The organism is Ruegeria sp. YTSA064 (assembly GCF_059610325.1).
The window spans coordinates 148,842-172,826 of record NZ_JBXWNK010000002.1 but is presented as its reverse complement, the minus strand read 5'-3'; the positions used below and the strand labels follow the sequence as shown (position 1 = coordinate 172,826).

Annotated in this window: 20 protein-coding genes; 8 read left to right on the top strand and 12 right to left on the bottom strand. The window is 55.1% G+C overall.

What is annotated here, in order from left to right:
• Nucleotides 1-3 precede the first annotated feature (3 nt).
• Entirely contained in the window at nucleotides 4-675 is a 672-nt protein-coding gene (gene pgl, locus AC2FI7_RS03350) for a 6-phosphogluconolactonase (protein ID WP_480605903.1), read from the bottom strand.
• Nucleotides 672-2,126: a glucose-6-phosphate dehydrogenase gene (gene zwf / locus AC2FI7_RS03345; protein WP_010440304.1), complete on the bottom strand. Its 1,455-nt coding sequence runs from the start codon at nucleotides 2,124-2,126 to the stop codon at nucleotides 672-674. The genes pgl and zwf overlap by 4 nt, the downstream gene beginning before the upstream one ends.
• Before the next feature lie 163 nt (nucleotides 2,127-2,289).
• On the opposite strand from zwf, the gene AC2FI7_RS03340 reads away from it, so the two are divergent.
• Nucleotides 2,290-3,243, top strand: a complete 954-nt coding sequence (locus AC2FI7_RS03340) for a radical SAM protein (RefSeq protein ID WP_010440305.1) — start codon at nucleotides 2,290-2,292, stop codon at nucleotides 3,241-3,243.
• On the opposite strand, the gene AC2FI7_RS03335 is transcribed toward AC2FI7_RS03340, so the two are convergent.
• Together AC2FI7_RS03335 and AC2FI7_RS03330 are read right to left on the bottom strand one after the other, a co-directional pair.
• Nucleotides 3,244-3,939 carry a lipid-binding SYLF domain-containing protein gene (locus AC2FI7_RS03335; protein ID WP_496815230.1) on the bottom strand — a complete coding sequence of 232 codons (696 nt, stop codon included), beginning with the start codon at nucleotides 3,937-3,939 and terminating at the stop codon, nucleotides 3,244-3,246.
• A 102-nt stretch (nucleotides 3,940-4,041) separates the two neighbouring features.
• Nucleotides 4,042-4,311 (bottom strand): usg protein, encoded by a 270-nt coding sequence (locus AC2FI7_RS03330; RefSeq protein WP_170470617.1) that lies wholly within the window; start codon nucleotides 4,309-4,311, stop codon nucleotides 4,042-4,044.
• Nucleotides 4,312-4,535: 224 nt separating this feature from the next.
• Here AC2FI7_RS03330 and gyrA point away from each other — a divergent pair, with 224 nt between their 5' ends.
• Nucleotides 4,536-7,241, top strand: a complete 2,706-nt coding sequence (gene gyrA / locus AC2FI7_RS03325) for a DNA gyrase subunit A (protein WP_496815408.1) — start codon at nucleotides 4,536-4,538, stop codon at nucleotides 7,239-7,241.
• A gap of 286 nt (nucleotides 7,242-7,527) precedes the next feature.
• Here gyrA and AC2FI7_RS03320 read toward each other — a convergent pair whose 3' ends face one another.
• Together AC2FI7_RS03320 and AC2FI7_RS03315 are read right to left on the bottom strand one after the other, a co-directional pair.
• The gene (locus AC2FI7_RS03320; RefSeq protein WP_010440309.1) at nucleotides 7,528-8,418 is read right to left on the bottom strand and encodes a DUF2950 family protein; all 891 of its coding nucleotides are present in this window, start codon (nucleotides 8,416-8,418) and stop codon (nucleotides 7,528-7,530) included.
• A gap of 1 nt (nucleotide 8,419) precedes the next feature.
• Entirely contained in the window at nucleotides 8,420-9,721 is a 1,302-nt protein-coding gene (locus AC2FI7_RS03315; protein ID WP_496815227.1) for a DUF3300 domain-containing protein, read from the bottom strand.
• A gap of 557 nt (nucleotides 9,722-10,278) precedes the next feature.
• Here AC2FI7_RS03315 and AC2FI7_RS03310 point away from each other — a divergent pair.
• Both AC2FI7_RS03310 and AC2FI7_RS03305 read left to right on the top strand, forming a co-directional pair.
• Nucleotides 10,279-12,753, top strand: coding sequence for a response regulator (locus tag AC2FI7_RS03310; protein WP_010440312.1), 2,475 nt, complete (start codon nucleotides 10,279-10,281; stop codon nucleotides 12,751-12,753).
• A gap of 3 nt (nucleotides 12,754-12,756) precedes the next feature.
• Nucleotides 12,757-14,361, top strand: a complete 1,605-nt coding sequence (locus AC2FI7_RS03305; protein WP_496815225.1) for an adenylate/guanylate cyclase domain-containing protein — start codon at nucleotides 12,757-12,759, stop codon at nucleotides 14,359-14,361.
• Here the strand turns inward: AC2FI7_RS03305 and AC2FI7_RS03300 are convergent.
• The 4 genes from AC2FI7_RS03300 to AC2FI7_RS03285 all read right to left on the bottom strand — a co-directional run bounded on the left by AC2FI7_RS03300 (nucleotide 14,358) and on the right by AC2FI7_RS03285 (nucleotide 18,694).
• Entirely contained in the window at nucleotides 14,358-14,744 is a 387-nt protein-coding gene (locus AC2FI7_RS03300; protein ID WP_029621834.1) for a response regulator, read from the bottom strand. The two genes, AC2FI7_RS03305 and AC2FI7_RS03300, sit on opposite strands and share 4 nt — an antisense overlap.
• 523 nt (nucleotides 14,745-15,267) lie before the next feature.
• Entirely contained in the window at nucleotides 15,268-16,737 is a 1,470-nt protein-coding gene (locus AC2FI7_RS03295) for a carboxypeptidase M32 (RefSeq protein ID WP_010440315.1), read from the bottom strand.
• Between the two features lie 5 nt (nucleotides 16,738-16,742).
• Entirely contained in the window at nucleotides 16,743-17,888 is a 1,146-nt protein-coding gene (gene ctaA, locus AC2FI7_RS03290; RefSeq protein WP_010440316.1) for a heme A synthase, read from the bottom strand.
• A 62-nt stretch (nucleotides 17,889-17,950) separates the two neighbouring features.
• Nucleotides 17,951-18,694 (bottom strand): RNA methyltransferase, encoded by a 744-nt coding sequence (locus AC2FI7_RS03285; RefSeq protein ID WP_010440317.1) that lies wholly within the window; start codon nucleotides 18,692-18,694, stop codon nucleotides 17,951-17,953.
• Between the two features lie 154 nt (nucleotides 18,695-18,848).
• Here AC2FI7_RS03285 and AC2FI7_RS03280 point away from each other — a divergent pair, with 154 nt between their 5' ends.
• The 4 genes from AC2FI7_RS03280 (at nucleotide 18,849) to AC2FI7_RS03265 (ending at nucleotide 22,071) form a co-directional block, all read left to right on the top strand.
• Nucleotides 18,849-19,469 (top strand): thiamine phosphate synthase, encoded by a 621-nt coding sequence (locus AC2FI7_RS03280; RefSeq protein WP_010440318.1) that lies wholly within the window; start codon nucleotides 18,849-18,851, stop codon nucleotides 19,467-19,469.
• Nucleotides 19,470-19,524: 55 nt separating this feature from the next.
• Nucleotides 19,525-20,418, top strand: coding sequence for a PfkB family carbohydrate kinase (locus AC2FI7_RS03275; RefSeq protein ID WP_010440319.1), 894 nt, complete (start codon nucleotides 19,525-19,527; stop codon nucleotides 20,416-20,418).
• Nucleotides 20,415-21,329 carry a pseudouridine-5'-phosphate glycosidase gene (locus tag AC2FI7_RS03270; RefSeq protein ID WP_010440320.1) on the top strand — a complete coding sequence of 305 codons (915 nt, stop codon included), beginning with the start codon at nucleotides 20,415-20,417 and terminating at the stop codon, nucleotides 21,327-21,329. Before AC2FI7_RS03275 ends, AC2FI7_RS03270 begins: the two co-directional genes overlap by 4 nt.
• A 64-nt stretch (nucleotides 21,330-21,393) precedes the next feature.
• Nucleotides 21,394-22,071, top strand: a complete 678-nt coding sequence (locus tag AC2FI7_RS03265; RefSeq protein WP_010440321.1) for a DUF502 domain-containing protein — start codon at nucleotides 21,394-21,396, stop codon at nucleotides 22,069-22,071.
• Here the strand turns inward: AC2FI7_RS03265 and AC2FI7_RS03260 are convergent, their stop codons facing one another.
• Both AC2FI7_RS03260 and AC2FI7_RS03255 read right to left on the bottom strand, forming a co-directional pair.
• Nucleotides 22,072-23,097, bottom strand: coding sequence for a patatin-like phospholipase family protein (locus AC2FI7_RS03260; protein ID WP_010440322.1), 1,026 nt, complete (start codon nucleotides 23,095-23,097; stop codon nucleotides 22,072-22,074).
• A gap of 64 nt (nucleotides 23,098-23,161) precedes the next feature.
• The gene (locus tag AC2FI7_RS03255; protein WP_170781722.1) at nucleotides 23,162-23,935 is read right to left on the bottom strand and encodes a 3-hydroxybutyrate dehydrogenase; all 774 of its coding nucleotides are present in this window, start codon (nucleotides 23,933-23,935) and stop codon (nucleotides 23,162-23,164) included.
• Nucleotides 23,936-23,985 lie beyond the last annotated feature (50 nt).

The following is a 23,985-nucleotide window of genomic DNA, read 5'->3' as shown; positions in this document are numbered from 1 at the left end:
TGACTACTCCGCCCAGTGGACAGTCATGCCGGTTAGCACGGCCGCGATAGGCGCCTCTTCTGGCGGCAGTGACATGGCGCGATCCAGCGCATCGCGCTTGGATTCTCCGAAGATAATGAGATGTTTTGACAACGCACCTTCGAGCACGGGTGCGGTCAGTGTTATTCTCGCCTCGGGCTGCACGTCTGTCCTTGCCACCGCAAGTGTAGGCGCGTGGCTGTCCAGCGCGGCAGTCAGGCCCTGCATCCCAGGAAAAAGAGAGGCCGTGTGCATATCCTCACCCATGCCAAGAACCAGGACCGACAGAGGCAAGACGGGATTGATCAGGCTTTCGATCTCAGGCAGAACCGCTTCGGGCTCATGACCTGCGACAAACAATGGCAGGTACTGCGCGACAGAGGCGCGATTGGTCAATAGACGCTCGCGGATCAGCCGCTCGTTCGAACGTTTATGGTCACCCGGTACGCACCGCTCATCTGTCGGCAACACGCGCACGCGATCCCACTCAAGATCAGCCGCACATAACCCATCAAACACCGGCCCCGGGGTGGTCCCTCCGGGAACGGCAAGCGAAACAACATCGTGGTGCAACAACGCGGACTCAATGTCTCCGGCCAGTGCATTCGCGACATCAATGGCCAGCATGTCACGGTCTGCATATTCTTTAATATTCATGGGTTTATTCCTTGCCAGCGGCGGTGATCTCTCTTCATCAGCAGTTCGGCGTCGCCTGGGCCAGTGCTGCCATTTTCATAAGGTTTGGGCACGTCTCCGCGTGCCTGCCAGCCCGCAATGATCGGGTCGGTCCAGGCCCACGCGGCCTCGACCTCATCACCGCGCATAAACAGGGTCTGGTTGCCGCGAATGACATCCATCACCAGCCGCTCATAGGCGTCTGGCGGGTCCTGATTTTCGGGTCCAAGCGCCTCGGCAAAGCTCATGTCCAGCGGAACGTCGACCAGCCGCATCCCACCCTGCCCCGGCTCTTTGATCGTCACTTTCAGAGTAATGCCTTCGTTCGGCTGCAACCGAATCGAAAGCGCATTTGCGTGACGCCCCGCCTCTTCGCCGAAAATCGAATGCGGCGCATCCTTGAACATCACATTGATGACCGACGACCGCGCTACCAATTCCTTACCAGTGCGCAGATAAAATGGGGTGCCTGCCCATCTCCAGTTGCTGATATGCGCGCGCAAAGCCACATAACTCTCGGTCGTGGACCGGTTGTTACCCACAACCTCGCGATACCCCCGACCCTGTTTTCCACCGGCAAACTGTCCCCGAACAATGTGGTGCGGTTCAACCGGGTCCAGCGCACGGATCACCTTGAGCTTTTCGTCGCGTACCGCATCCGGGTCAAACTTTGCGGGCGGTTCCATCGCGATCAGACACAAAAGCTGCATTAGGTGGTTCTGCATCATATCGCGCATGGCACCTGCACGCTCGTAATACTCTTCCCGCCCATCGATGCCGACTGTTTCCGCAACGGTGATCTGAATGTGATCCACGTACTGGCTGTTCCACAATGGCTCGAACAACATGTTGCCGAACCGGACCGCCATCAGGTTTTGTACCGTTTCTTTACCCAGATAGTGATCAATTCGATAGATTTGCCCCTCATCAAAATGCGACGCCAAAGTTGCATTCAAAGCGCGCGCACTTTCCAGATCGTGCCCAAACGGCTTTTCAACAACGATCCGGGTCTGAGGGGTGGCGAGATTATGCGCTCTGATCCGCTCGGCCAGCGGACCAAACAGTCTGGGACCCACCGAGAAATAGAACGCTCGGATTCGATCCGTGCTCAGCAATTCGGACAATGGAGCCCACCCGTCTTCGGACAAGGCATCCAGCGGAACATAATTTATGCGCTGCAGAAAACCATTTACCGCCTCCGGGTCTTTAGACCGTTTTGGCGCATACTGACGCAAAGATTCGGCAACTATATCCCGAAAGGATTCAACGGTCAGCGCACCCCGTGCCGCGCCTATGATCCGGGTGGCCTCGGGCCATTGTCCGGCGCAGTAACGCCGAAACAGAGCCGGAACGATCTTGCGCTGCGCCAGATCGCCGGTTCCGCCGAATATGACCAGATCAAATGGGTCAACGGGTATGACGCGAGAAACCATGGCTTTTCCTTACCTTGCCAGTCGTGGCATGTCCAATGTTAGCGCAATCAAAATGTCGAAATCTTCGAACATCAAAACTCTGTCAGCAGGGCGTCAACGTACTTAACTAAACCGGCACAAACGATTAAGTCGGTTTGGTAAATGCACAAAACCGGATGCCGGAATGAAAGACAACGCCACTCAGGCTGCAAATATCGGGAAGTTTCAAAACAGTTTGGTGACAGCGGACGGGCAAACACGCGCGTCTGTTGCGTTATCCAACCCGGAAACGTTGTGGTTCAATACCGGCACGCTGTGCAATATCGAATGCGTCAACTGTTATATCGCCAGCAGTCCCACCAATGACGCGCTGGTTTACATCGCAGCAGACGAGGTTCGCGCTTATCTGGATCAGATCGAAGAACGCCAGTGGCCAATCCGCGAGATTGGTTTTACCGGTGGTGAGCCCTTCATGAACCCTGAAATGATCGAAATGACCCGCGCAGCGCTTGAACGCGGCTACGAGGTTCTGATTCTGACTAACGCCATGCAGCCAATGATGCGACGCACGATGCGCGAAGGGTTGCTGGAGCTGCAACGTGACTATGGCGGCAAGCTGACACTGCGCATTTCGGTCGATCACTACCGCCCGGAATTACATGATGAAGAGCGTGGAAAAGGCAGCTTTGCCAAGACGCTGATCGGCATGGAATGGCTGCGGGATAACGGCTTTAAGATGGCGATCGCCGGGCGTACCGTGTGGGGAGATTCCGACGCCGACAGCCGTGCAGGCTATGGCGCATTCTATGCAGAACATGGCTTTGACATCGATCCTCAAGACCCGGGTCAAACCGTGCTGTTTCCCGAAATGGATGAATCCATAGAAGTGCCTGAAATCACCACCGCTTGCTGGGGAATTCTTGATAAATCTCCAGATGCCATGATGTGTGCCAGCTCGCGCATGGTGATTAAGCGCAAAGGCGCAGAACGTCCGGCGGTTTTGGCATGTACGTTGCTGCCATACTCACCTGAATTCGAAATGGGCGAAACCTTGGCCGAGGCCGAAGCCGACGTGCATCTAAACCACCCGCACTGCGCCAAGTTCTGCGTTCTTGGTGGGGCCAGTTGCTCCGGTTGATCAGTTAAGCTCGGGTGATTTCCAGAATTTTGTACCTGAGGCTCCCGCTGACACCCGCCACCCCTTCTTGCTCAGAACAAAGAAGGATCGGCCATCGGTAAAGCGCAGCGTGTCTCCGGAGCGATCCTCACCATACATTGCGCCCGTCTCCGCGGTCGCGTCGTAGCCGTGATCAATAAAATACTCTAGATCTGCAGGGGTTTCGAAGAGGATCACGAACTTGGTTTCAAAGCCCCCGATCCCAATCGCTCCGCCAACGCCCCCGGTCCCCATGTTCATATAGGTGTGTTGTCCTGTGTCTTTTGAAACCGCCACACCGCGCCCGTAACCTGCAGATACCGGAAAAACCGTCACCTTGCGCGAGTCAAAAACCGCGTATCCAGCGCAGACTTCGTATAGTTCTTGTGCCTGTGGATTCTCGGCTAGTAGTTGATCCAGAATTTCGCCCGCCATCAAATCCAACTTGGCACGTGTCTCTTCAGGCGTGGCTTCATTCCTTAGCAGTTCCGAAGTCGAATCAATGGTTTCGTCGACGACGTTCGCACCTTTCTCGATTGTGTTACCAACACCCTCTGCACCGCGACCTATCGCGTTTGCAGTATTCTCAGCGCCCTTTTTGATCTTATCCAGAACCCCTTCGGCGATGGCAGGACCGCTCAGGAAAACCGCAGCGGCGAGGATAAGATATCTAGGCATAGAGTGATTCCGTATAAGACCATCAGTTTGGTCATTACATTATCTCAATCGCGACATTTGAGAACCGGACTTTCGATTCCTGAAAGTATATCCGACGCCCGATTAGTTCACGCGAAACTCTCCAACCATATTCCGCCATTCGCCCGGAGCGATCATCTTTCGATGTGTGAACCGAACAGAATGCAGTGGTCCTTCAATTTCTTTTTGCCAGAATTCCACGAATTCAAAAAGTTTGGGGTGATCCGGGGCAAGATCATAATCCTGCCAGATAAACGTATTCAGAACGTGTATGTAATCGGGCATGTGATAGAAAAATTCTGCGGTTGTCAGCCCGTACCCTTTCAACATGAGTTCGGTTTCGTTTTGCGCCATCCAGACCTCCATTTTTATTGCAAGGTCTTCTCAGGGTAACACGAAAATCACCTAATACTTAGATAACAATATGTTACTCTACTGTTACCGGGCTAATTTGGCCACAAGACGGTTGCTTGCTTGCACCTTATATGCCGGGTCTGATAAGGTGCATCCACAAGATATAGATCAAAAACAAGACACGGGCAGCCTACGTGAGCGATACGCCAGAAATACCTGAAAACATGGATGAAACACCGCCCGAGCGCCCCGTTTATGACGGCCCGACGGTATCCATCGAATCCGAGATGCGCACGTCCTATCTGGACTATGCCATGTCGGTCATCGTGTCCCGCGCCATTCCCGATCTGCGCGATGGTTTGAAACCGGTGCACCGCCGCATCCTGTATGCAATGCACGAAACCGGGAACACGCACGAAAAGGCCTACCGCAAATCGGCCCGCCCGGTCGGCGACGTGATGGGTAAATACCACCCGCATGGTGATAGTGCGATCTATGACGCGCTGGTGCGGATGGCACAGGATTTCTCGATGTCCCTGCCGCTACTGGATGGTCAGGGCAACTTTGGCTCGATGGACGGCGATAACCCGGCTGCCATGCGTTATACCGAAGTTCGGATGGACAAGCCTGCCGCGTCCCTGCTGGCCGATATTGAAAAAGATACGGTCGATTTTCAGGACAACTATGACGGCAAAGACAAAGAGCCGACCGTCCTGCCCGCCCGTTTCCCAAATATGCTCGTCAACGGTGCCGGCGGTATCGCTGTGGGTATGGCAACGAACATCCCTCCGCACAATCTGGGTGAAGTGGTTGATGCAACTCTGGCGCTGATCGATGACCCGGACTTGACCTCGGAACAGTTGATCGAATACGTCCCCGGCCCAGATTTCCCGACCGGCGGCGTAATGCTGGGCCGGTCCGGCGCGCGCAAAGCTTATCTGGAGGGCCGTGGCAGCGTCATCATCCGTTCCAAGACCCGTGTCGAGGAGCTTCGTAAGGACCGCTACGCCATCGTCGTCGATGAGATTCCCTATCAGGTGAACAAAGCCGCTATGATCGAAAAGATTGCCGAGGCCGTGCGTGAGAAGCGGATCGAAGGTGTGTCCCATGTGCAGGACGAATCCGACCGCAATGGTGTGCGCGTCGTCGTCGAATTGAAGCGCGATGCAACGCCCGAAGTGGTGCTGAACCAGCTCTATCGTTTCTCACCTATGCAAACTTCGTTCGGCTGCAACATGCTGGCCCTGAATGGCGGTCGCCCCGAACAGCTGACCTTGCGCCGCTTCCTAACATCCTTCATCGATTTTCGCGAGGATGTGGTTGCCCGTCGTACTGCGTACGATCTGCGCAAAGCACGCGAACGCAGCCATATTCTCTGTGGTCTGGCGGTCGCTGTTTCCAATGTGGACGAAGTCGTCGCCACGATCCGCTCGTCTGCAGACGCAGCGCAAGCACGTGAAAAGCTGATGACCCGCCGTTGGCCGGCGGCTGATATCGAAGGCTATCTGCGTCTTATCGACGATCCTCTGTCCAAGATGAACGACGACGGCACCTATAACCTGACCGAAGTTCAGGCCCGCGCCATCCTCGAACTGCGTCTGCAACGTCTGACCCAACTGGGTGTCAAAGAGGTCACAGACGAGCTGGAAGAACTCGCCGCCAAGATCAAGGAATACTTGGATATACTATCTTCGCGCGAACGCATCATGTCGATCATCGGCGATGAGCTTCGCAGCGTACGAGACCAGTTTGCCGTTCCACGTCGCACCGAGATCGTCGACTGGTCCGGCGACATGGAAGACGAAGACCTGATCGAGCGTGAGGATATGGTCGTGACCGTCACCTCGGGCGGATACATCAAGCGCACTCCGCTGGCTGATTTCCGCGCCCAGAAGCGCGGCGGCAAAGGTCTGTCTGGTATGCAGACCAAAGAAGAAGACGTGGTCACCACGCTCTTCGTGGCAAATACCCACACGCAGCTATTGTTCTTCACAACGGATGGCATGGTCTACAAGCTTAAGACCTGGCGCCTGCCGCAATCGGGGCGGACTGGCAAAGGCAAAGCCATCGTCAACATCCTGCCGATTCCAACCGGGGTTTCTATTGCTGCAATTATGCCGGTGGATGTGCCGGATGAAGAATGGGAAAACCTGCAGATCATCTTCGCCACCAGTGCAGGCACCGTGCGGCGCAACCGTTTGTCAGATTTCACCAACGTCAAGCGCAACGGCAAGATCGCTATGAAGTTCGAAGAGGATCACGCCGACACCAAGTTGATCAACGCGCGTATCTGTTCCGAAGATGATGACGTCATGCTGGTCACTAAATCTGGCCGCGCAATCCGCTTCTCAACAACAGATGTACGGGTGTTCAACAGCCGGTCGTCTGTTGGTGTACGCGGTGTACGTCTGACCGGCGATGATGAGGTGGTTTCGATGTCGGTCATCCGCCACTTCAACGCCACCTCGGATGAACGGGCCGCTTACCTTAAAATGCGCCGCCTTATGGCCGGTGTCACCGATGAATCCGAGACGGAAGAAGATGAAGGTAACGCCGACAGTGTGCTGCCACAGGAACGTTATGCCGAGATGTCGGCTGCCGAGAACCTGATCCTGACCATTACGGCAGGGGGCGCGGGCAAGCTGAGCTCAAGCCACGATTACCCGGTTCGCGGACGCGGCGGTATGGGCGTGGCAGCGATGGACAAGGCCATGCGCGGCGGTAAATTGGTGGCATCCTTCCCCGTTGATATTGACGACCAGATCATGCTGGCCACCTCAAAGGGTCAGTCGATCCGGGTGCCGGTTGATGGGATCTCTTTCCGCTCCCGCAGCGCGGGCGGTGTGAAAGTCTTCAATACGGGCAAGGGCGAAGAAGTCGTCAGTGTTGCCTGGATTGCAGACCAGGGTGATGAAGAAGCCGAAGAATGAAGGATCGAGAACGAAATCGGGTGAGTTAAGCTCGGTTTCTTTGGTCTAAACCTTCCAATTACAGCTCTGCGAACTTTTCAGTCATTCAGTCGAAACGTGTGAAGGCAGAAGAATGGATCAAGTCGTAAGATGGGCAATTTGCTCGCAGTCACAATGGGTGTTGCAAGAGCGATCCGGGCTGAACCTGTTCGGGTACACGTAACCATCGAACTGAAGTTTGTCACACGAACCGCAAATAGTGGCCTCAGCAAAGCGCAGAGTTTTAGCGCCACTTTCAATCCAAATATTACTCGACCGGTGACCAATTCGTGTCTGGATCATAAGCAGAAATTTCAGATGCAATACTGAGTGTCTCCGGGCCAAAATCTGCCTCGTAGACTATGCCGTTTTCGCCTACCAGAAAGGAATGAATACCAGTTTCTCCGTAGTCTGCCGGTATTGCCAGCAAGGCATGTCCTGCAACAAAGTGATCCCCGACGAAATAGGGGTAGGCACCCCCTGGAGCGTTAGGGCCCTGCTCTTGCAGGATTGTGTAATAATAGCCAAGAAACGGTTCGGCCTCATAGTCAACCTGACCGTCACTCCACCCCGAAGCTGCGGCGCGGGCAAGCGCTGCACCGACAAAGCTGTCTTTTCCAGGCCAGAAGAGACCGTTCTGCTCTTCCGGATCGGAAATGATCGTCTGAGCGAATTCCATAACGCCATTCCCGTTATGGTCCACAAGCCGGAAAGCTGCCTGCAGGTCAACATAGGCCTCAAGCAATTCGATCACTTCCAACTCATTCAAGCCTATTTCACGAGCTGAAAGTTCCTCGATCCCAGCCTCCAGGTCAAAGCGCCAACCGTCATCTCTACGCAGAATTGGGATAGGAAAAGGCCAACCGTCTTCACCTAGAAGAAGTACAACGCCATCGTCCTCAGGCCGGAAACGATACCCCTCGGCATACATGCCAAGCACTTCCTGCCTTCTTTCTTGATCTTCCGTCGGATCACCCGTTCCAACCAGATCCTCGGCTTCAGGCCCGAAAATTTCGATCAGCTTGCTCTGATCATTAGCCTTCAACGCATCAACAAAAGCATCCAGTGCGGTTTGCGGCGTATCAAATCTGGCTCCTTCAGAGAGGGCCGGGCTTGTGGTCGCGGCAAGCAACAAAATTGAAAATACTGATCTACGCATTTTACCGTCTCCGCTTGCCTTTAGCGGCGTGTCCACGCTTGGACGCGCTTTGAGTTCTGCTGCCGGACGCCTTTTTCTTCATCGCTTGCCCTTTGGATGCCGCGGGCTTGCGCTGCGTCGATGCGGCTTTCTTCGCTTGCGGCTTCTTGGCGGTCTGCGGTCTTTGTGCGACTGGCTTTTTCGCTGAATCTGGACGTTTGGTGCGATCAATGGCTTGTTGCTTTGCGGCAGCCTTGTCCCGATCAGCGTTGTTCCGGTTCGCCAAGGCACCGCCTGCTACAGCCCCTGCACCCGCACCGACCGCGGCTGCAGCCGCCCCGCGGTCCCGGCTAATATCTGCAGCACCAGATTCTCGGCTCAACTTTGCACGCAGCTCATCCGTGCGACCGTCAGGACGGTTAACCGGCAAGTCGCTACGGCCACCTTCGGGTCTTTTGTGGTCCGCTATTTTGTTCCGGGCCTCCTGTTGCCGGTCAGGATCGGGGTTCCATCCGATATCCGTTCGGTCACCTAAATCTATATCATTGCCGATATTGACGTTGCCATCCACGTCTATGTCGATGTCTGGATTTCTATAAATCGGACCGCCGCCCCAGCCACCGCAATTTCGGCACCCCCAGTAGTCGTTCCAATCATCGTCGTCGTCGAAAATTTCGTCGATCAGGGCAACAGCGCCAAAAGTCAGTAGTGCTGCGCCCACAACATCCCCGGTTGACGGGCCAGTATAAATCGTCTCGGGATTGTATTGTGGGACGTATACCGTCTCGGGTTCTGTCGGCGTAATTACTATGGTGTCGTCCTCAGACACTTCGACAGTTTGCTCGGGCCCTGTAACAAGAGCGCCACTGTCAATTGCCTGATCCCGCATGACCTGCACCGCATCCATCACATCGTCGGACTGGGCCAACATGGCAGTGCCAACTGTCTCGGTCCAGTCGATATGGGTGGCCATCTGACCAACAACTTGGGGGAACGCCGTTGCCAACACACTGACAGAAGGATCCCATCCCATTGCATCGATTTCCGGTTCCAGTTCAACAGGGTCGCGGTCGGCGTTATCGAGCAAATACCGTTCAGCCTTAACAATTTCCAATGGCTGGGTTGCCGCGACAAATATCTGTATGAGTAACGTGTCGGGATAAAGAGCAACCGGGGCGACCAATGTCTGCAACTCAGCGTCAGTTAGCAGACTGGACGAGGTCGCCGAGGTATCATCTTTTGCCGCTACATCTTCAGACGACTCTTGCGTTAACGCTGAAGTAGATACGCAAATACCGAATGCAATTAATAGAAACCTAAACATATTGCGATCCTTCGATTTCTTGAAGGATCACCTAAGACTGCGATTCTGGCAACCGATCAGTCAATAAAACGGTTGTGGGATAATAATCGACACCCAATCAAGATTGAGCGAGTGTCCGCTTTGGGCTCGAAGCGGATGTTGCTATTAAGCAAAATCCTGAATTCGTTAACTTTCATACGCCTTATAGAGGTTAATATTCGGCCCTCGCTCAAAGCCCATACAATGCCCCAAACTTGTTCTCAAGATAGGTCAACAACGCCTTCGGCCCGGGCTCGACACCACTTGCCCTCTGGATGATTTCGCGTGGCGCATAAAGGCCGCCAAATTGCTGGACGTTCTCGCACAAAACTATGGCCTCTTGAGCGTCATAGCAGAAATATAGGATGGCTCAGGAACAGTATTGAAATGAGAACTCGCTGCCCGAACCATGAGAACCTAACCGTACGCAACGAGCACATTCAAAAATGCAACCGTCGATAAATCTTGCAAGATTAGGGCCGTACCTGATTTAGTGACCGAAAATTGGGCGGCTTTTGGGGGAGAAGCGTGTGCCGGGCATGCAAGAACAGGATTACGAAGGCGAACTACGCATTTACGAAGCACTGAATGTGGTGTCTACGACACCCGTTTTTGCGCTTTCGTTTTTGACGGCGTTTGCTGTTCAGATCGTGCAGATTGGGCCTTCCCATCTGACGATCCCTGCGATCGGATCGCTTGCGGTACTGGCGATTGTGAACCTGTTGGGCATGCAGAGTTACTATAAACTGCGTACTAAACCCAGGCCTAGATCGATATCCCATCGGCGGCTGAAAGTCATCCTGGTCACCTCGATGGTTCTGGGGGCTGGTTGGGGTAGTTTCAACTTGTTCATGATGCCATACTTGGTTCCCTACGAGCAGATGATGCTGTATTTGTTTGCATTTGTCGGCGCACTGGGCGGGTCGACGACATTTTCGATGAGAGTGTCCTTTGGTTTCTCAAGCCAAATTCTGTTTTTTACTTGGATTGCCATGCTGCTGTGGGGTCCATTAGCGTGGTATATCAACACCTTCATCGTTCTTGGCGTGTTTTTGGCAATCGTAAAGCTTACGTTTCTGACACGATCAACTGCTATCGATAGCATCAAGTTGAGCCTGGCCAACGCAAGGGCCTTGAACGATCAACTTAAAGCCGAAAACCAGATACGTGAACTGGCCCGCATTCCGGAAGAGAACCCGAACCCGGTGTTGCGTATCACCGATCAGGGCGAACTGACTTACGCCAATAAGGCAAGCGCTCCATTAATCGAAGCGCTGCAGCTAAAAGTTGGTGACCGAGTGGGAACGGGTTGGCGTAAACGTGTTGCCAAGGGTTTGCAGGATGGTCAACGGGCAGATTTCCAGTATAAGGCTGGTGGTCAGACCTATTCTCTTTTGCTGTGGCCGGTTCCGGAAGGAGGATACGCGAATATCTACGGTCGGGATATTACGCGGCAAAAACGTGTGGAGAGCGAGTTGCGGGTGGCCCGCGATATCGCTGAGACCGCCAATAAGACCAAAAGCACTTTCCTTGCCAATATGAGCCATGAACTGCGCACGCCGCTGAATGCGATCATTGGATATAGTGAACTGATGCTGGAAGAAGCCATCGACCAGAAGGATGACGCAAACCTGAGCGACTTGAAGAAGATCCAATCTGCCGGGAAACACCTGCTTGCGTTGATCAATGATGTATTGGACCTCTCCAAAATCGAAGCCGGAAAGATGGAGTTCGAACTGGAAACTTTCGACGTTTTCCAGATGATCAAAGATGTAAGCGCGACAGTGCAGCCGTTGGCTGAGCAGAACAACAACACGCTGGAAATTGAGTGCCCTGATGATATCGGCGAGATGGTCTGTGACTTGACCAAGGTGCGGCAGGCCCTGCTGAACTTGTTGTCCAATGCTTGTAAGTTCACAGAACAGGAAATGATCACGTTATCGGTTGTAAAATCGAACGACACAGATCAACTGGAATTTGCGGTCACCGATCACGGCATCGGCATGTCGCTAGAGCAGGTCGAGAGGATATTCGATGCGTTTACGCAGGCAGATTCCTCAACAACGCGTAACTACGGTGGTACCGGATTGGGGCTGTCTATCACAAAGGCCTTCTGCGAACAGTTGGGCGGCAACATTCACTGCGAAAGTGCGCTTGGCGAAGGTTCGACCTTCACAATTCGCCTACCGCGCATCTGTCGCGACCCGTCAACGGGCGTGATTAGTCTGGCTGATCAGTCGGGAAATGATTTGAACAATGACCCGAATGCGCCGCTGGTTCTGTTGGTGGATGACGATCCGACCGTGCATGATCTTCTTGGTCGACGACTACTTCGTGAGGGATATCGCGTCCTCGCATCGGCCAACGGCGATGAGGCATTAGAACTGGCTCGAACAACCCGTCCTGATGCTATCACGCTCGATGTCTTCATGCCCGAAATCGATGGCTGGGCTGTTTTGTCCAAGCTCAAGGACGATCCCGAACTTGCGGATATTCCTGTCATCATGTTGACTTTCGCAGAGGATCGCAAAAGAGGTTTGTCGCTGGGAGCCAGTGAATATTTGGGCAAGCCAATTGACACTACCGAGCTTCTGAGTGTCCTCAAAGAGCACTGCCCAACTCTGCCAACGCCACGCGTTCTGGTCGTCGAGGACGAGGCTGCAACGCGTGAGCTAATCTGTCGCGTTCTCGAAAAAGAAGGCTGGCAGATTGACGAGGCGATCAATGGACTGGATGCCCTTCAACGCCTCTCTCAGTTCGTGCCGGACGTGATTTTACTTGATCTCATGATGCCCGAGATGGACGGTTTTGAGTTCTTGGCGGGGATAAGAAAGAACCCGGAGTGGAAGAATATTCCCGTCATCATCGTGACCGCCAAATCCCTGTCCAGCGAGGACCGCGCGCAACTGAATGGCTCGTTCCAGACGCTGGTCCGCAAAGATGGGGATGAGATTGAAATCATTCTGAACCAGTTGAACGAAATCCTTTCGGCTTCTCGATCTGAAGACGTATAGGCTGTGAGTAGCGCCCCGAATACCCAACCCGAGCAGGCACAGGCAATGTGGCTGGCAAATTTACGCCAGAACCTGATTTCCCCGGTCAGTGCGGTAGTCGGGCTATGTGAGTTTCTCGAAAGTGAGGCTGAACGCCTTACTCTGAAGGAAGCCGCATCAGACCTGAACCGAATATCTCAGGCTGCAACCGAACTAAGCGTGTTTGTGGACCAGCTTCTGCATCCCCGAATGGCCTTGAAGCTTACGGTAAGCGGTGACGAAGGAGTGAAAAGGCTTCGTCACGATTTGCGAACGCCGATGAATGCGATCAAGGGCTACAGCGAAATGCTGCTTGAGGATCTGGAGGATCTAAACGCAGGACATCTGGAGTTGGACCTGCGCGGATTGCTGAAGCATACGGATTCTCTATTGCAAGAAATTGATGTGCTCGCATCGTTGTCCGACAACCAGTCCGGCGATGGCTTCAAAATACCCGAGGCATCGCAGGACGCAGCTGAAATGTTCGCGAATCTGGCTCAAAGCATGCGCTCGATTGATCCGGTTGCGGAGACTGCTTCGCTAACCGGAACCATCCTAGTCGTAGATGATGTCGAAGCTAACCGTACGCTGCTTGCCCGGCGGCTCGAACGGGATGGCCATCAAGTCTGGACCGCCGACGGAGGATATTCGGCTCTGGAAAAGCTATCTCAACACGCGTTCGATCTGGTCCTGCTTGATCTTATGATGCCGGATCTCAACGGTTATGATGTTTTGAAGCGATTGAAAGAAAACGATGACTGGCGCGACATCCCGGTCATCATGATTTCCGCGTTCGATGAGATCGAAAGCGTCGCGCGTTGCGTTGAGATCGGAGCAGAAGATTACCTCCCTAAACCGTTCAACCCAATCTTGTTGCAAGCTCGGATCAACGCCGCGCTTGAGAAAGGACAGTGGCGGGAGCGAGAGCGCCTCTATCTCTTTCAGATGGAGGCAGAGAAGCAAAAGTACAAAGACCTGTTGCATAGTATTCTGCCGCAAAAAATCGTGACACGGTTGAACGACGGAGAGGCCACGATTGCCGACCGTCATGACGATGTGACTGTCCTGTTTTCGGACATGGTTGGCTTTACGGAGATGTCGGCGAAATTGTCACCCGCGCAAGTGGTTGACTACCTTAATCGGGTTTTTTCGGGCTTCGACAAGGCGGCTTCGGAACTTGGTGTGGAAAAGATCAAGACAATCGGAGATGCCTACATGGCCGCGGCCGGAGTACCCGACCACCGGAATGACCACGCTGAAGTGATGGTTGAACTGGCTTGTCGGATGTTATCTCAGGTCGAAGCGCTGAACCACGAGCTGGACTACCCTATGCATCTTAGAATCGGCGTCCACAGTGGGCCCGTAGTCGCCGGAATAATCGGGTCACACCGTTTTCTCTACGATGTTTGGGGGGATACAGTGAATTTCGCCAGCCGTCTTGAAACAACGGGTGCGCCAGGCCGCATTCAAGTCTCAGAGGAGACTGCAAGGCGGGTTACGCATTGCTTTGACCTAACTGATCCGATGGATGTGAGAATTAAGGGCAAAGGCCAGGCAAAAACATATTTCATCACTGGACGGAAATCTTAGTAGTCGGATCTACCTCCAGAGGCTGACAGCAGTTTTTCCATTATCTCAAGCAAACGGTTAAGTTCGACAGGTTTGGTATCAAAGTCATCGCAACCTGCCTCCAGCGCCTTTTCCCGGTCGCTGGCCATTGCGTGTGCCGTCAGCGCAACCACCGGGATTGAGGCCGTCTCGGGTGCTGCCTTGATGCGCCGTGTCGCCTCCCATCCATCAATTTCAGGCAGGCTCATATCCATCAAAACAATGTCGGGATTTGCTTCACCAGCCATGGACACGCCTTCCAACCCGTCCTTCGCAACGATAACTTGGAAGCCTTTACGCGCCAACCGACGCGACAACATATCGCTGTTCATTTCGTTGTCTTCCACCAACAGAACTTTAGCCAAATTTCCCCCTTTACGCATGCGCGCCATTTGACTGCCCACGAGACAGAGTGTTTCCGGATCCATTTTCAAAATGTCGAACATACCACTAGATTGCGCAAGTCGTTTCGGTTGAAGCATTCTTTCATCAATTCAGCTTCACGCAATGAACAAATTAGTGTCTTCAGATAATGTCTTCTTTTAGTCCACCCAACCCGCTACGAATTTCGCTTTCCCACCCTTGCTGTTTTTTGCTGCGGTCGAGTTGCGACCAAAGCAGTCGTTCATTGTCAGATTGCCAATGGCGGTAGTGTCCGCGTCTCGTTAATTGCCTGGGGAATTCTCGCTGCGCCGGGCCCGAATGGTGGCTCCTTACGCCACATCGCCGTACTCAAGATAATGCACACCCAGCAAAATCTGCGCTGTGTGCGTTTGCAGCGAAAAAATCGAATTCACAGGATGGGCCTGAGGCGGGCGTTTCTTTTGAGCAAGATCCTGAACTCAAAAACTTGCGTACACCTTCAGGAAGTTAATAATCGGCCATCGCTCAAAGCCCATACAATGCCCCAAACTTGTTCTCAAGATAGGTCAACAACGCCTCCGGCCCGGGCTCGACACCACTTGCCCTCTGGATGTTTTCGCGCGGCGCATGAAGGCCGCCAAATTGCTGGACGTTCTCGCGCAGCCATCCGGTGGCGCCCGAGGAATCGCCCGCAGCCAATTGCGAATCCAAATCGGGTACGGCCTTGCGCAAAGCCTGATTCAGACATCCTGCGTAGACATTCCCCAACGAGTAGGTCGGGAAGTAGCCAAACAGCCCAACAGACCAGTGCACATCCTGCAGGCACCCATTCGAAGGCTTGTCGACCGCATATCCAAAATCTGCGGCGAAACGATCATTCCACGCGGCTTCAAGGTCGCTGACTTGCAGATCACCTGCCATCAGCGCACGCTCTAGATCGAACCGCAGCATGATATGCAGGTTGTACTGCACTTCGTCCGCTTCGGTCCGGATGTATCCACTGTGTACTCGGTTAACGGTGCCATAGAAGGCATCGGCGTCGGCGATGCCAAAATCGCCAAAGGCTTCTTTCATTTGATCGAAAAGCCAGCCGGTGAAGGCGCGGGACCGGCCCAGTTGGTTTTCATAAATCCGGCTTTGGCTTTCATGAACTCCCATGGATACACCGCGCCCTAAAGGCGTCAGCAAATAATCCGGGTCGATCCCCTGTTCATAAGCCGCATGTCCCACTTCGTGGATCGTGGAATAGAAGCAATTGAACGGGTCCGTTTCGCTGGTTCTGGTGGTGATGCGTACATCCAGCCCGCTGCCAGAACTGAACGGGTGTACAGCTTTGTCCACGCGGCCATTATTTAGGTCATAGCCAAAGGCGACGGCCAGCTTTTGCGACAGGCGCATTTGGATCAACTCGTCAAATCTACCGGTCAGAGCCGCAGGCTCGGGCCGATCTAGGACAGCTGCGCGCAAAGTAACCAGACGTGGGCGCATCTGGTCGAATATCTCGGCAATCTGCGCACCCGTCGTGTAGGGCTCGTAATCTTCGACCATTGCGTCGTAGATATCACCGCCTTGAGCGAGCGCGGCACCTTCCTCGCGCTTAAGTGCAACAACCTCTTCCAGAACGGGTAGAAAAGCAGCGACATCCTCATTCGCGCGGGCCTGCGCCCATTTTCCCTGCGCCTCGGACGTCACGCGTGCAATTGCAGTAGCCAGATCCGATGGAACCTTCACCGCCCGATCATATTCGCGTCGAATTTCCCGCAGCTGAGCCTTGTCCGCTTCGCTAGTTGCATATGCGCTCTCCAGCCATTCTGCCACACGTGGGTCTGAGCGGCGCGCGTGAAGCACGGCTTCGATCGCAGCCATCTCTTCGGCCCGTTGCGGAGCTGCGCCGCGCGGCATTACCGTTTCCTGATCCCATCCCAGACGTCCGGCGATCTGGCCAAGGGCCGAAGTTTGGCGCTGATAGGCCATCAGGTCGTTGAAAGCTGTCATCTGAGTTATGCTCCGCGCAGAGAAGTTGCAATAGGATAGGCCGTGAGAAAACGTGCACGCAGGATCAGCGTCCAAACCACGACGGCCATGAATTGGTGGAATATCGCGATTTGCCAGGGTGCCGCGTAGATCACTGTCATGATACCGACCACCACCTGTAGCGAAAGCGCAGCGAATGCGGCGTTGAAAGCGAACCGCGTCTGCGGATGCGCACTTGCCGCGCCGCGCCGCCAAACAACGACACCAAAAGCGAACAGCAGATAACCAGCGCAGCGGTGGATGAATTGCACAAGGCCCGGGCTTTCGAAGAAATTTCGCCACATCGGTTCAAGCATCGTGGCGTCCGGTGGCAGAAGCTGACCTCCGATCAAAGGCCAATCCGTATAGGAACGACCCGCGTCGATACCCGCGACCAGCGCCCCAATGAGTATTTGCAAAAAGGCGAAATGCATCAGACCTGTGCAAAGCGAGAACAACCGGGTTTCCTTTGCGCGGCGTGCTTGCATCAGATCGCGCTCCTCGCGCGCCAACATGAAGATGTACCAAGCCAGAAATCCGAGGATGACAAACGCAAGCCCCAGATGCACCGCTAGTCGATAGCTTGCAACTGCGGTCATCCCCTCGCCTTGCGTCACACCCGACGCAACCATCCACCAACCAACAGCACCTTGAACGCCACCGAGCGCTCCGGGGATCAGCAATCGACCGGTCCAACCAGCCGGTATCTTGCGGGCAACAAGAAAACCGGAAAAGCCGAGAGCCCAGACCAGTCCGATCACGCGGCCCAGTTGGCGGTGGCCCCATTCCCACCAGTAAATTGACTTGAAATCATCCAGCTCCATCCACTGGTTCTGGATGCGCCATTGATCGATTTGCTTGTATTTGTCGAACTCGGCCTGCCAGTCAGCCTCGGAGGTCGGCGGGATGGCCCCGGTGATCGGACGCCATTCGGTGATCGACAGGCCGCTATCTGTCAGTCGGGTCAGTCCGCCGACCGCGATCATGATGACCACAAGCGCAAACAGGATCATAAGCCAGACGCGAATGGCCTGGCGTGCACCACCGCGCCCGCGATCGATCACACCCGGCTGAACCGCTTGTGGTTTTTCAGTGTCTGAGACGTCTTCGAAGATGCTGCGCTTACCGCTCATGCTGTCCTCTTGTGCCTTGGATTTCGTCGCAAGCTAGGTTGACTTGGGGGCGAGGTCCAGCCTCAGCCCCGATCCTTCCAGCGGACCATCTGACGCATCACCCCGTGCAGCATTTGAACGTCCGCCCGCGTCATCCGCATCCTGGACCATAGATTGCGCAGGTTGGTCTTCATCCCTTCGGCCTTTTCGGGCGGGTAGAAAAATCCCGCCTCTTCCAACCGATCCTCGTAATGCTCGACCAGCTTCTCGACCTCGATCCCCGTAGCCCAGTCGCCTTTGCCCAGATCAGTGGCTTCATGCATCACATCCCCAGTTTGGCGCATCCACTCGTAAGCCGTCAGCAAAACGCATTGCCCAAGGTTCAGCGACGCGTATTCGGGATTCACTGGTACCGAGATAATCGCGTTTGCCTTGGCGATATCCTCGTTTTCAAGCCCGGCGCGTTCTGGACCGAACAGCACAGCCACCTTTTCACCAGCGGCCACCTTTTCCGCGGCGATTTGCATTGCCCGCTCGGGGCTGAACACTGGCTTGGTCAAGCCCCGTTGCCGTGCCGTGGTCGCAAAGACATATGTGCGATCCCCCAATGCTCCAGCCAGATCGTCGAACAATTGTGCCTCATCCAGCAATCGCCCTGCGCCGCTGGACATCGCAACGGCCTTGGGGTTCGGCCATCCATCGCGCGGTGCAACAATCCGCATCCGGTCCAGTCCGAAATTCCACATCGCCCGTGCTGCAGCACCGATATTTTCGCCCATCTGAGGGCGCACAAGCACGAAAGAAGGCTGGGATGTATCGCTGGGCATGGCTGTCTCCGAAAAGGTCTGCCTGCTCTAATCGCGTCTCCCCCGCAGGGCAAGGCACCCGGCGCGTCTAATCCAGCACGAGACGGCATAAAAGTTTGCTTCCCGCCCGCAATCCGCTAAACCGCGCGAAAGACTGAAAGCGAAGGACGCGCCAATGGACACCCCCGAGCAGCCGCAGATTTATCTGATCACCCCACCAGCGATCACACTGAGCACTTTCCCCGACCAGTTGTCCCGCGTTCTGGACGGGGCCGAGATCGCCTGTATCCGCCTGGCTCTGGCAGGAAGTGACGAAGATACCATCGCTCGCGCCGCTGATGCCTGCCGTGAGGTTGCTCATGCGCATGACGTGGCGCTGGTGATTTCGAACCATGTACTGCTGGCGCAACGGCTGGGTCTGGACGGGGTGCATCTGGACGATGCGGCACGCTCGGTCAGGGCTGCGCGTAAGGAACTGGGGCCAGATGCCATCGTCGGCAGCTTTTGCGGAGCCTCCAGCCATGATGGCATGACCGCTGGAGAAGGTGGTGCAGACTATGTTGCCTTTGGCCCGGTCGGCAACGTCGCGCTGGGCGATGGAACCCGCGCTGAGCAAGACCTGTTCCAATGGTGGTCTGAGATGATCGAGGTTCCGGTGGTGGCCGAAGGCGGGCTTACCGAAGACCTGATCCGAGACCTGACCCCCTGCACAGATTTCTTTGGCATCGGTGATGAGATCTGGTCACATGACAACCCGCTGGATGCATTGAACACTCTGATCGCCGCAATGCGCTGACGACTGTGAGCGTTAACCCTTGCACCCGCGTCGGGGCTGCGGCATGACACGAAGCATGACTCAGAACAGCGAAATCCTGTGTATCGGATCGGTCCTGTGGGACGTGATCGGGCGATCTGCCAGCGTCATGCGGCAGGGATCGGACGTACCAGGGCGGATTACCCGCTTGCCCGGCGGTGTCGCCATGAACATCGCTATGACGTTGGTGCGCTTTGGGATGACCCCTACGCTGCTCACTGCAATCGGCCGCGATCCCGAAGGCGATGAACTGGTCCACTCCTGCGCACGGCTGGGCATGGTGACCGACCACATCTACCGTTCGCAAGACTTGCCGACCGACCGCTATATGGCCGTCGAAGGTGCCAATGGATTAATCGCAGCCATTGCAGACGCCCATTCACTTGAGGCGGCGGGAGCAAAAATCTTACGTCCCTTGATGCATGGACCTTTGGGCTATGAAAATACACCTTTTGAAGGCCCCATCGCGCTGGACGGCAACCTAACCCTGAACCTGCTGGAAGAGATCGCGCAAAGCCCCGCCTTTGCCAGCGCCGATCTTCGCGTGGCCCCCGCGTCCCCCGGCAAGGCCGAGCGTTTGTTACCTTTTCTGAAACACGCGCGCGCAACGCTCTATGTAAACCTCGAAGAAGCTGGGCTTTTGTGCCAACGCGAATTCACCGATTCCGAAAGTGCTGCTCAGGGCTTGCTTGACCGTGGCGCATTGCGTGTTCTGGTGACCGATGGCGGCAACTCGGCCACTGTCGGCAGCGCTGAGAGTGTTCTGACTCAAAAACCACCTTCCGTTCTGGTCACCCGCGTGACCGGCGCAGGTGATACTTTCATGGCAGCCCATATCGCTGCCGAAGCAAGTGGCGCTGACAACGACGCCGCGCTCAAACGTGCCTTGCATTCCGCTGCAACATATGTTTCCGGAGAAACTCCACTGTGATCGACATCCAATATTCCGCCGAGGTTCGCGCCGCAAAAGACGCAGGCCAACCCATTGTTGCGCTGGAAAGCACTATCATCACCCACGGGATGCCCTACCCCCAGAACATCGAGGTTGCCGCACAGGTCGAACAGGACATTCGCGATGCGGGCGCAGTTCCCGCAACTATCGCCGTGATCGATGGCGTGCTTAACATTGGGCTTGAGTCCGATCAGCTTCAGGCCCTTGGTCAGGCGCAAGGCGTTGCCAAGCTGTCGCGCGCTGACATGGCTGCTTGTCTTGCAACTGGCGGTACAGGGGCCACCACCGTCGCAGCTACCATGATCGCAGCGCATTATGCAGGTATCGAAGTATTTGCCACAGGCGGCATCGGCGGCGTTCATCAGGGAGCTGAAACCTCTTTTGATATCTCTGCTGACCTGCATGAGCTTGCGCAAACACCAGTGACGGTTGTTGCGGCCGGAGCCAAAGCTATTCTCGACCTGGCCAAAACGCTTGAGGTTCTGGAAACGCTCGGTGTGCCGGTCATCGCACACGGACAGGACGAATTTCCGGCGTTCTGGTCAGCCAAGTCTCCGCTGGCTGCTCCATTGAGGATGGACAGCGCAGAGGACATCGCCAAAGCCCATGCCGCGCGGCGGGCGCTGGGATTACCCGGTGGGCAACTCGTAGCCAATCCGATCCCGCAGACCGATCAGATCGCTGCCGAGGAACTTGCCCCGATCATTGCTTCCGCACAGGCCGATGCCGAAACGCACAGGATCACCGGCAAAGGCGTTACGCCTTACCTACTGCAACGCATCTACGAACAGACCAATGGTCGCTCGTTGATCGCCAATATCGCTCTGGTACGCAACAATGCACGGCTGGCGGCGGGCATAGCAATAGCGCTGGTAAAGACGGCTGTGTGACATAAGCCTATTGTACCAAGACCTCGGACTGCTTAACTAATTCCGCAAACCACTCAGGACCGCAATGAACACGCCGTTTGACGAAGAACCACATCGCCGCTCGGGCCTTCTGTCCGGACTGCGCGCGTCATTTTTGACGGGCATTGTCGTCATTGCTCCGGTTTGGTTGACGATCTGGCTGATCTGGTCGGTCGTGGGCTGGATCGACAGCGCCGTGCTGCCATTGATCCCTCAGCAATTCCAACCAGCCGAGTATGTTGGGATCAACCTGCGCGGCGTCGGCGTCATCATCTTCCTGATCTTCACGGTCATCGTCGGCTGGATTGCCAAAGGTATTTTGGGCCGTTCACTGATCCACTTCGCCGAAAGCCTCGTTGATCGGATGCCCGTCGTCCGGTCCGTCTATTCCGGCATCAAGCAAATTTCGGAAACAGTCTTTGCGCAGACAGAACGCTCTTTCGAAAAAGCCTGTCTGATCCAGTATCCGCGCCGCGGAATTTGGGCGATTGGATTTGTTTCGACCACAGCGCGGGGCGAAGTCAGCCAACGTGCCGAAACGGGTGGTGAGTTGCTCAGCGTCTTTGTCCCGACGACCCCAAACCCCACATCCGGTTTCCTGCTGTTTTTCCCAGCCGAAGACGTGATCCTGCTGGATATGTCGATCGAGGACGCAGCCAAATTGGTGATTTCAGCGGGGCTGGTATACCCAAACGAAAAAGACCCGACCCAGCCGCCGGAGTAGTCAGCCAAACATGGCAGGCAGGTCGACAGTACTGCGTTCGCCCAGATCATCCTTGTGGGCGCGCAAGAATTGATCTGCCGCACCGCGCCCGGCCTGCTTCAACCTGTTCAAAACAACCGGATTTGGAACAGTTTTTGTCGCAGCCGACAGATCGTTCATCAGAGCATCATCCGCGATCATATGAACCAGCACCCGGCTCATCTCGCCTGCTTTCAATTTTCCCTCGGCCAGTAGCCGCTGCACAAAGCTAATCGCGCGCAATTCACGAAATAGCGATGAGTTAAAGCTGATCTCATTAATTCGGTTCTGAATCTGCTGCGGCGTCTTCGGCACCTCGTCCCTTTCTAAGGGGTTGATATTTACAATCACCACATCGTCGGGAAGATCACCACCAAACAAGGGGTACAACGCCGGGTTGCCAGTATATCCCCCATCCCAATACGCTTCGGTACGACCAGATTTTGGATCATAGATCTCTATTGCCTGAAATAGGTTGGGCAGACAGGCCGACGCCAAAATTGCGTCGGTCGATATCTCATCTTCAGCAAAGACCCGAATTTTGCCGCTGCGCACACATGTCGCACAGACAAAAAGCTCTGGTCCTTCATCTGCACAAATCTCATCAAAATTGAACCGATCCACTACCGGCTCAAGCGGATTGCGATAGAACGGCCCGTAAGCATAGGGAGACACCAGCCGCGACCATGTTTCGGCCATCGAATACGGCAGTGAATACTCAAGCGCCTGCGATATATGCGCAGGCTCTATTCCGCGCATCCAATGAACGATCCGCATATCACCAACAGCGCCCATGCGCGTCCATAAATCGTCGAGACAGGCCCGAGCGCCTTCGCGCCCCGCATGGACCATTCCGGATTTGAACGCGGCTCCGTTCAGGGCGCCAGCCGAGGTTCCAGTGATCGCCGCAACCTCGACATCCTCCTCATCCAGTAGACGGTCCAGCACACCCCAGGTAAACGCACCATGGGCACCACCGCCCTGCAAAGCCAGATTGATCCGCTTCATACTTCCGCCTCTTCATCTGGCCAAAAATATCCCGGGGGGTTGGGGGCAGAGCCCCCATGCATCCTCAAAGCGCGGTCCACCCCCCATCGACCGAAATCGTCGTCCCGGTGATCTGCGCAGCCGCATCCGAACACAAGAAGATGGTCGTGCCACCAAGCTGTTCAACCGTCGCGAACTCTTTTGAAGGTTGCCGTTCCAGCAGGACGTTCTTCACAACATCCTCGCGGCTCATGTTATATTCCTTCATCGTATTGGGGATTTGCGCCTCAACCAGTGGGGTCAGCACATAACCCGGGCAGATAGCGTTGCACGTGATCGGTTCCTGAGCCGTCTCAAGCGCAACGGTTTTGGTCATCCCAACCACACCATGTTTTGCCGCTACATAAGCTGCCTTAAAAGGAGAGGCCGTTAACCCATGTGCCGAAGCGATATTCACGATACGGCCCCAACCTGCCGCGCGCATCATCGGCAAGGCTGCAGCCGTTGTGTGAAAGGCTGAATTCATGTTGATCGCGATGATCGCATCCCATTTATCAGTCGGAAATTGATCGATCGGTGAAACATGTTGGATGCCCGCATTATTCACCAATATGTCGCAGGCACCTGCCTGTTCGATAAGTGCGCGACATTCATCGCCTTTCGACATGTCCGCCTTGATGTAGCGCGCGTTGGTCCCGGTCTCTTTCCCAATCTCGGCAGCCAGCGTATGATCTTCATCCCGGTCGGTAAACGAGTTCAGAACCACATCCGCACCCGCCTTGGCCAGCTCACGCGCAACGCCCAGTCCAATCCCTGAATTCGACCCTGTTATGATGGCTGTTTTTCCCGCCAAGCTCATGCCTGCTCTCCGTCCTGATTTCAATTCAGCCACACAGTGCCATGCTGCAC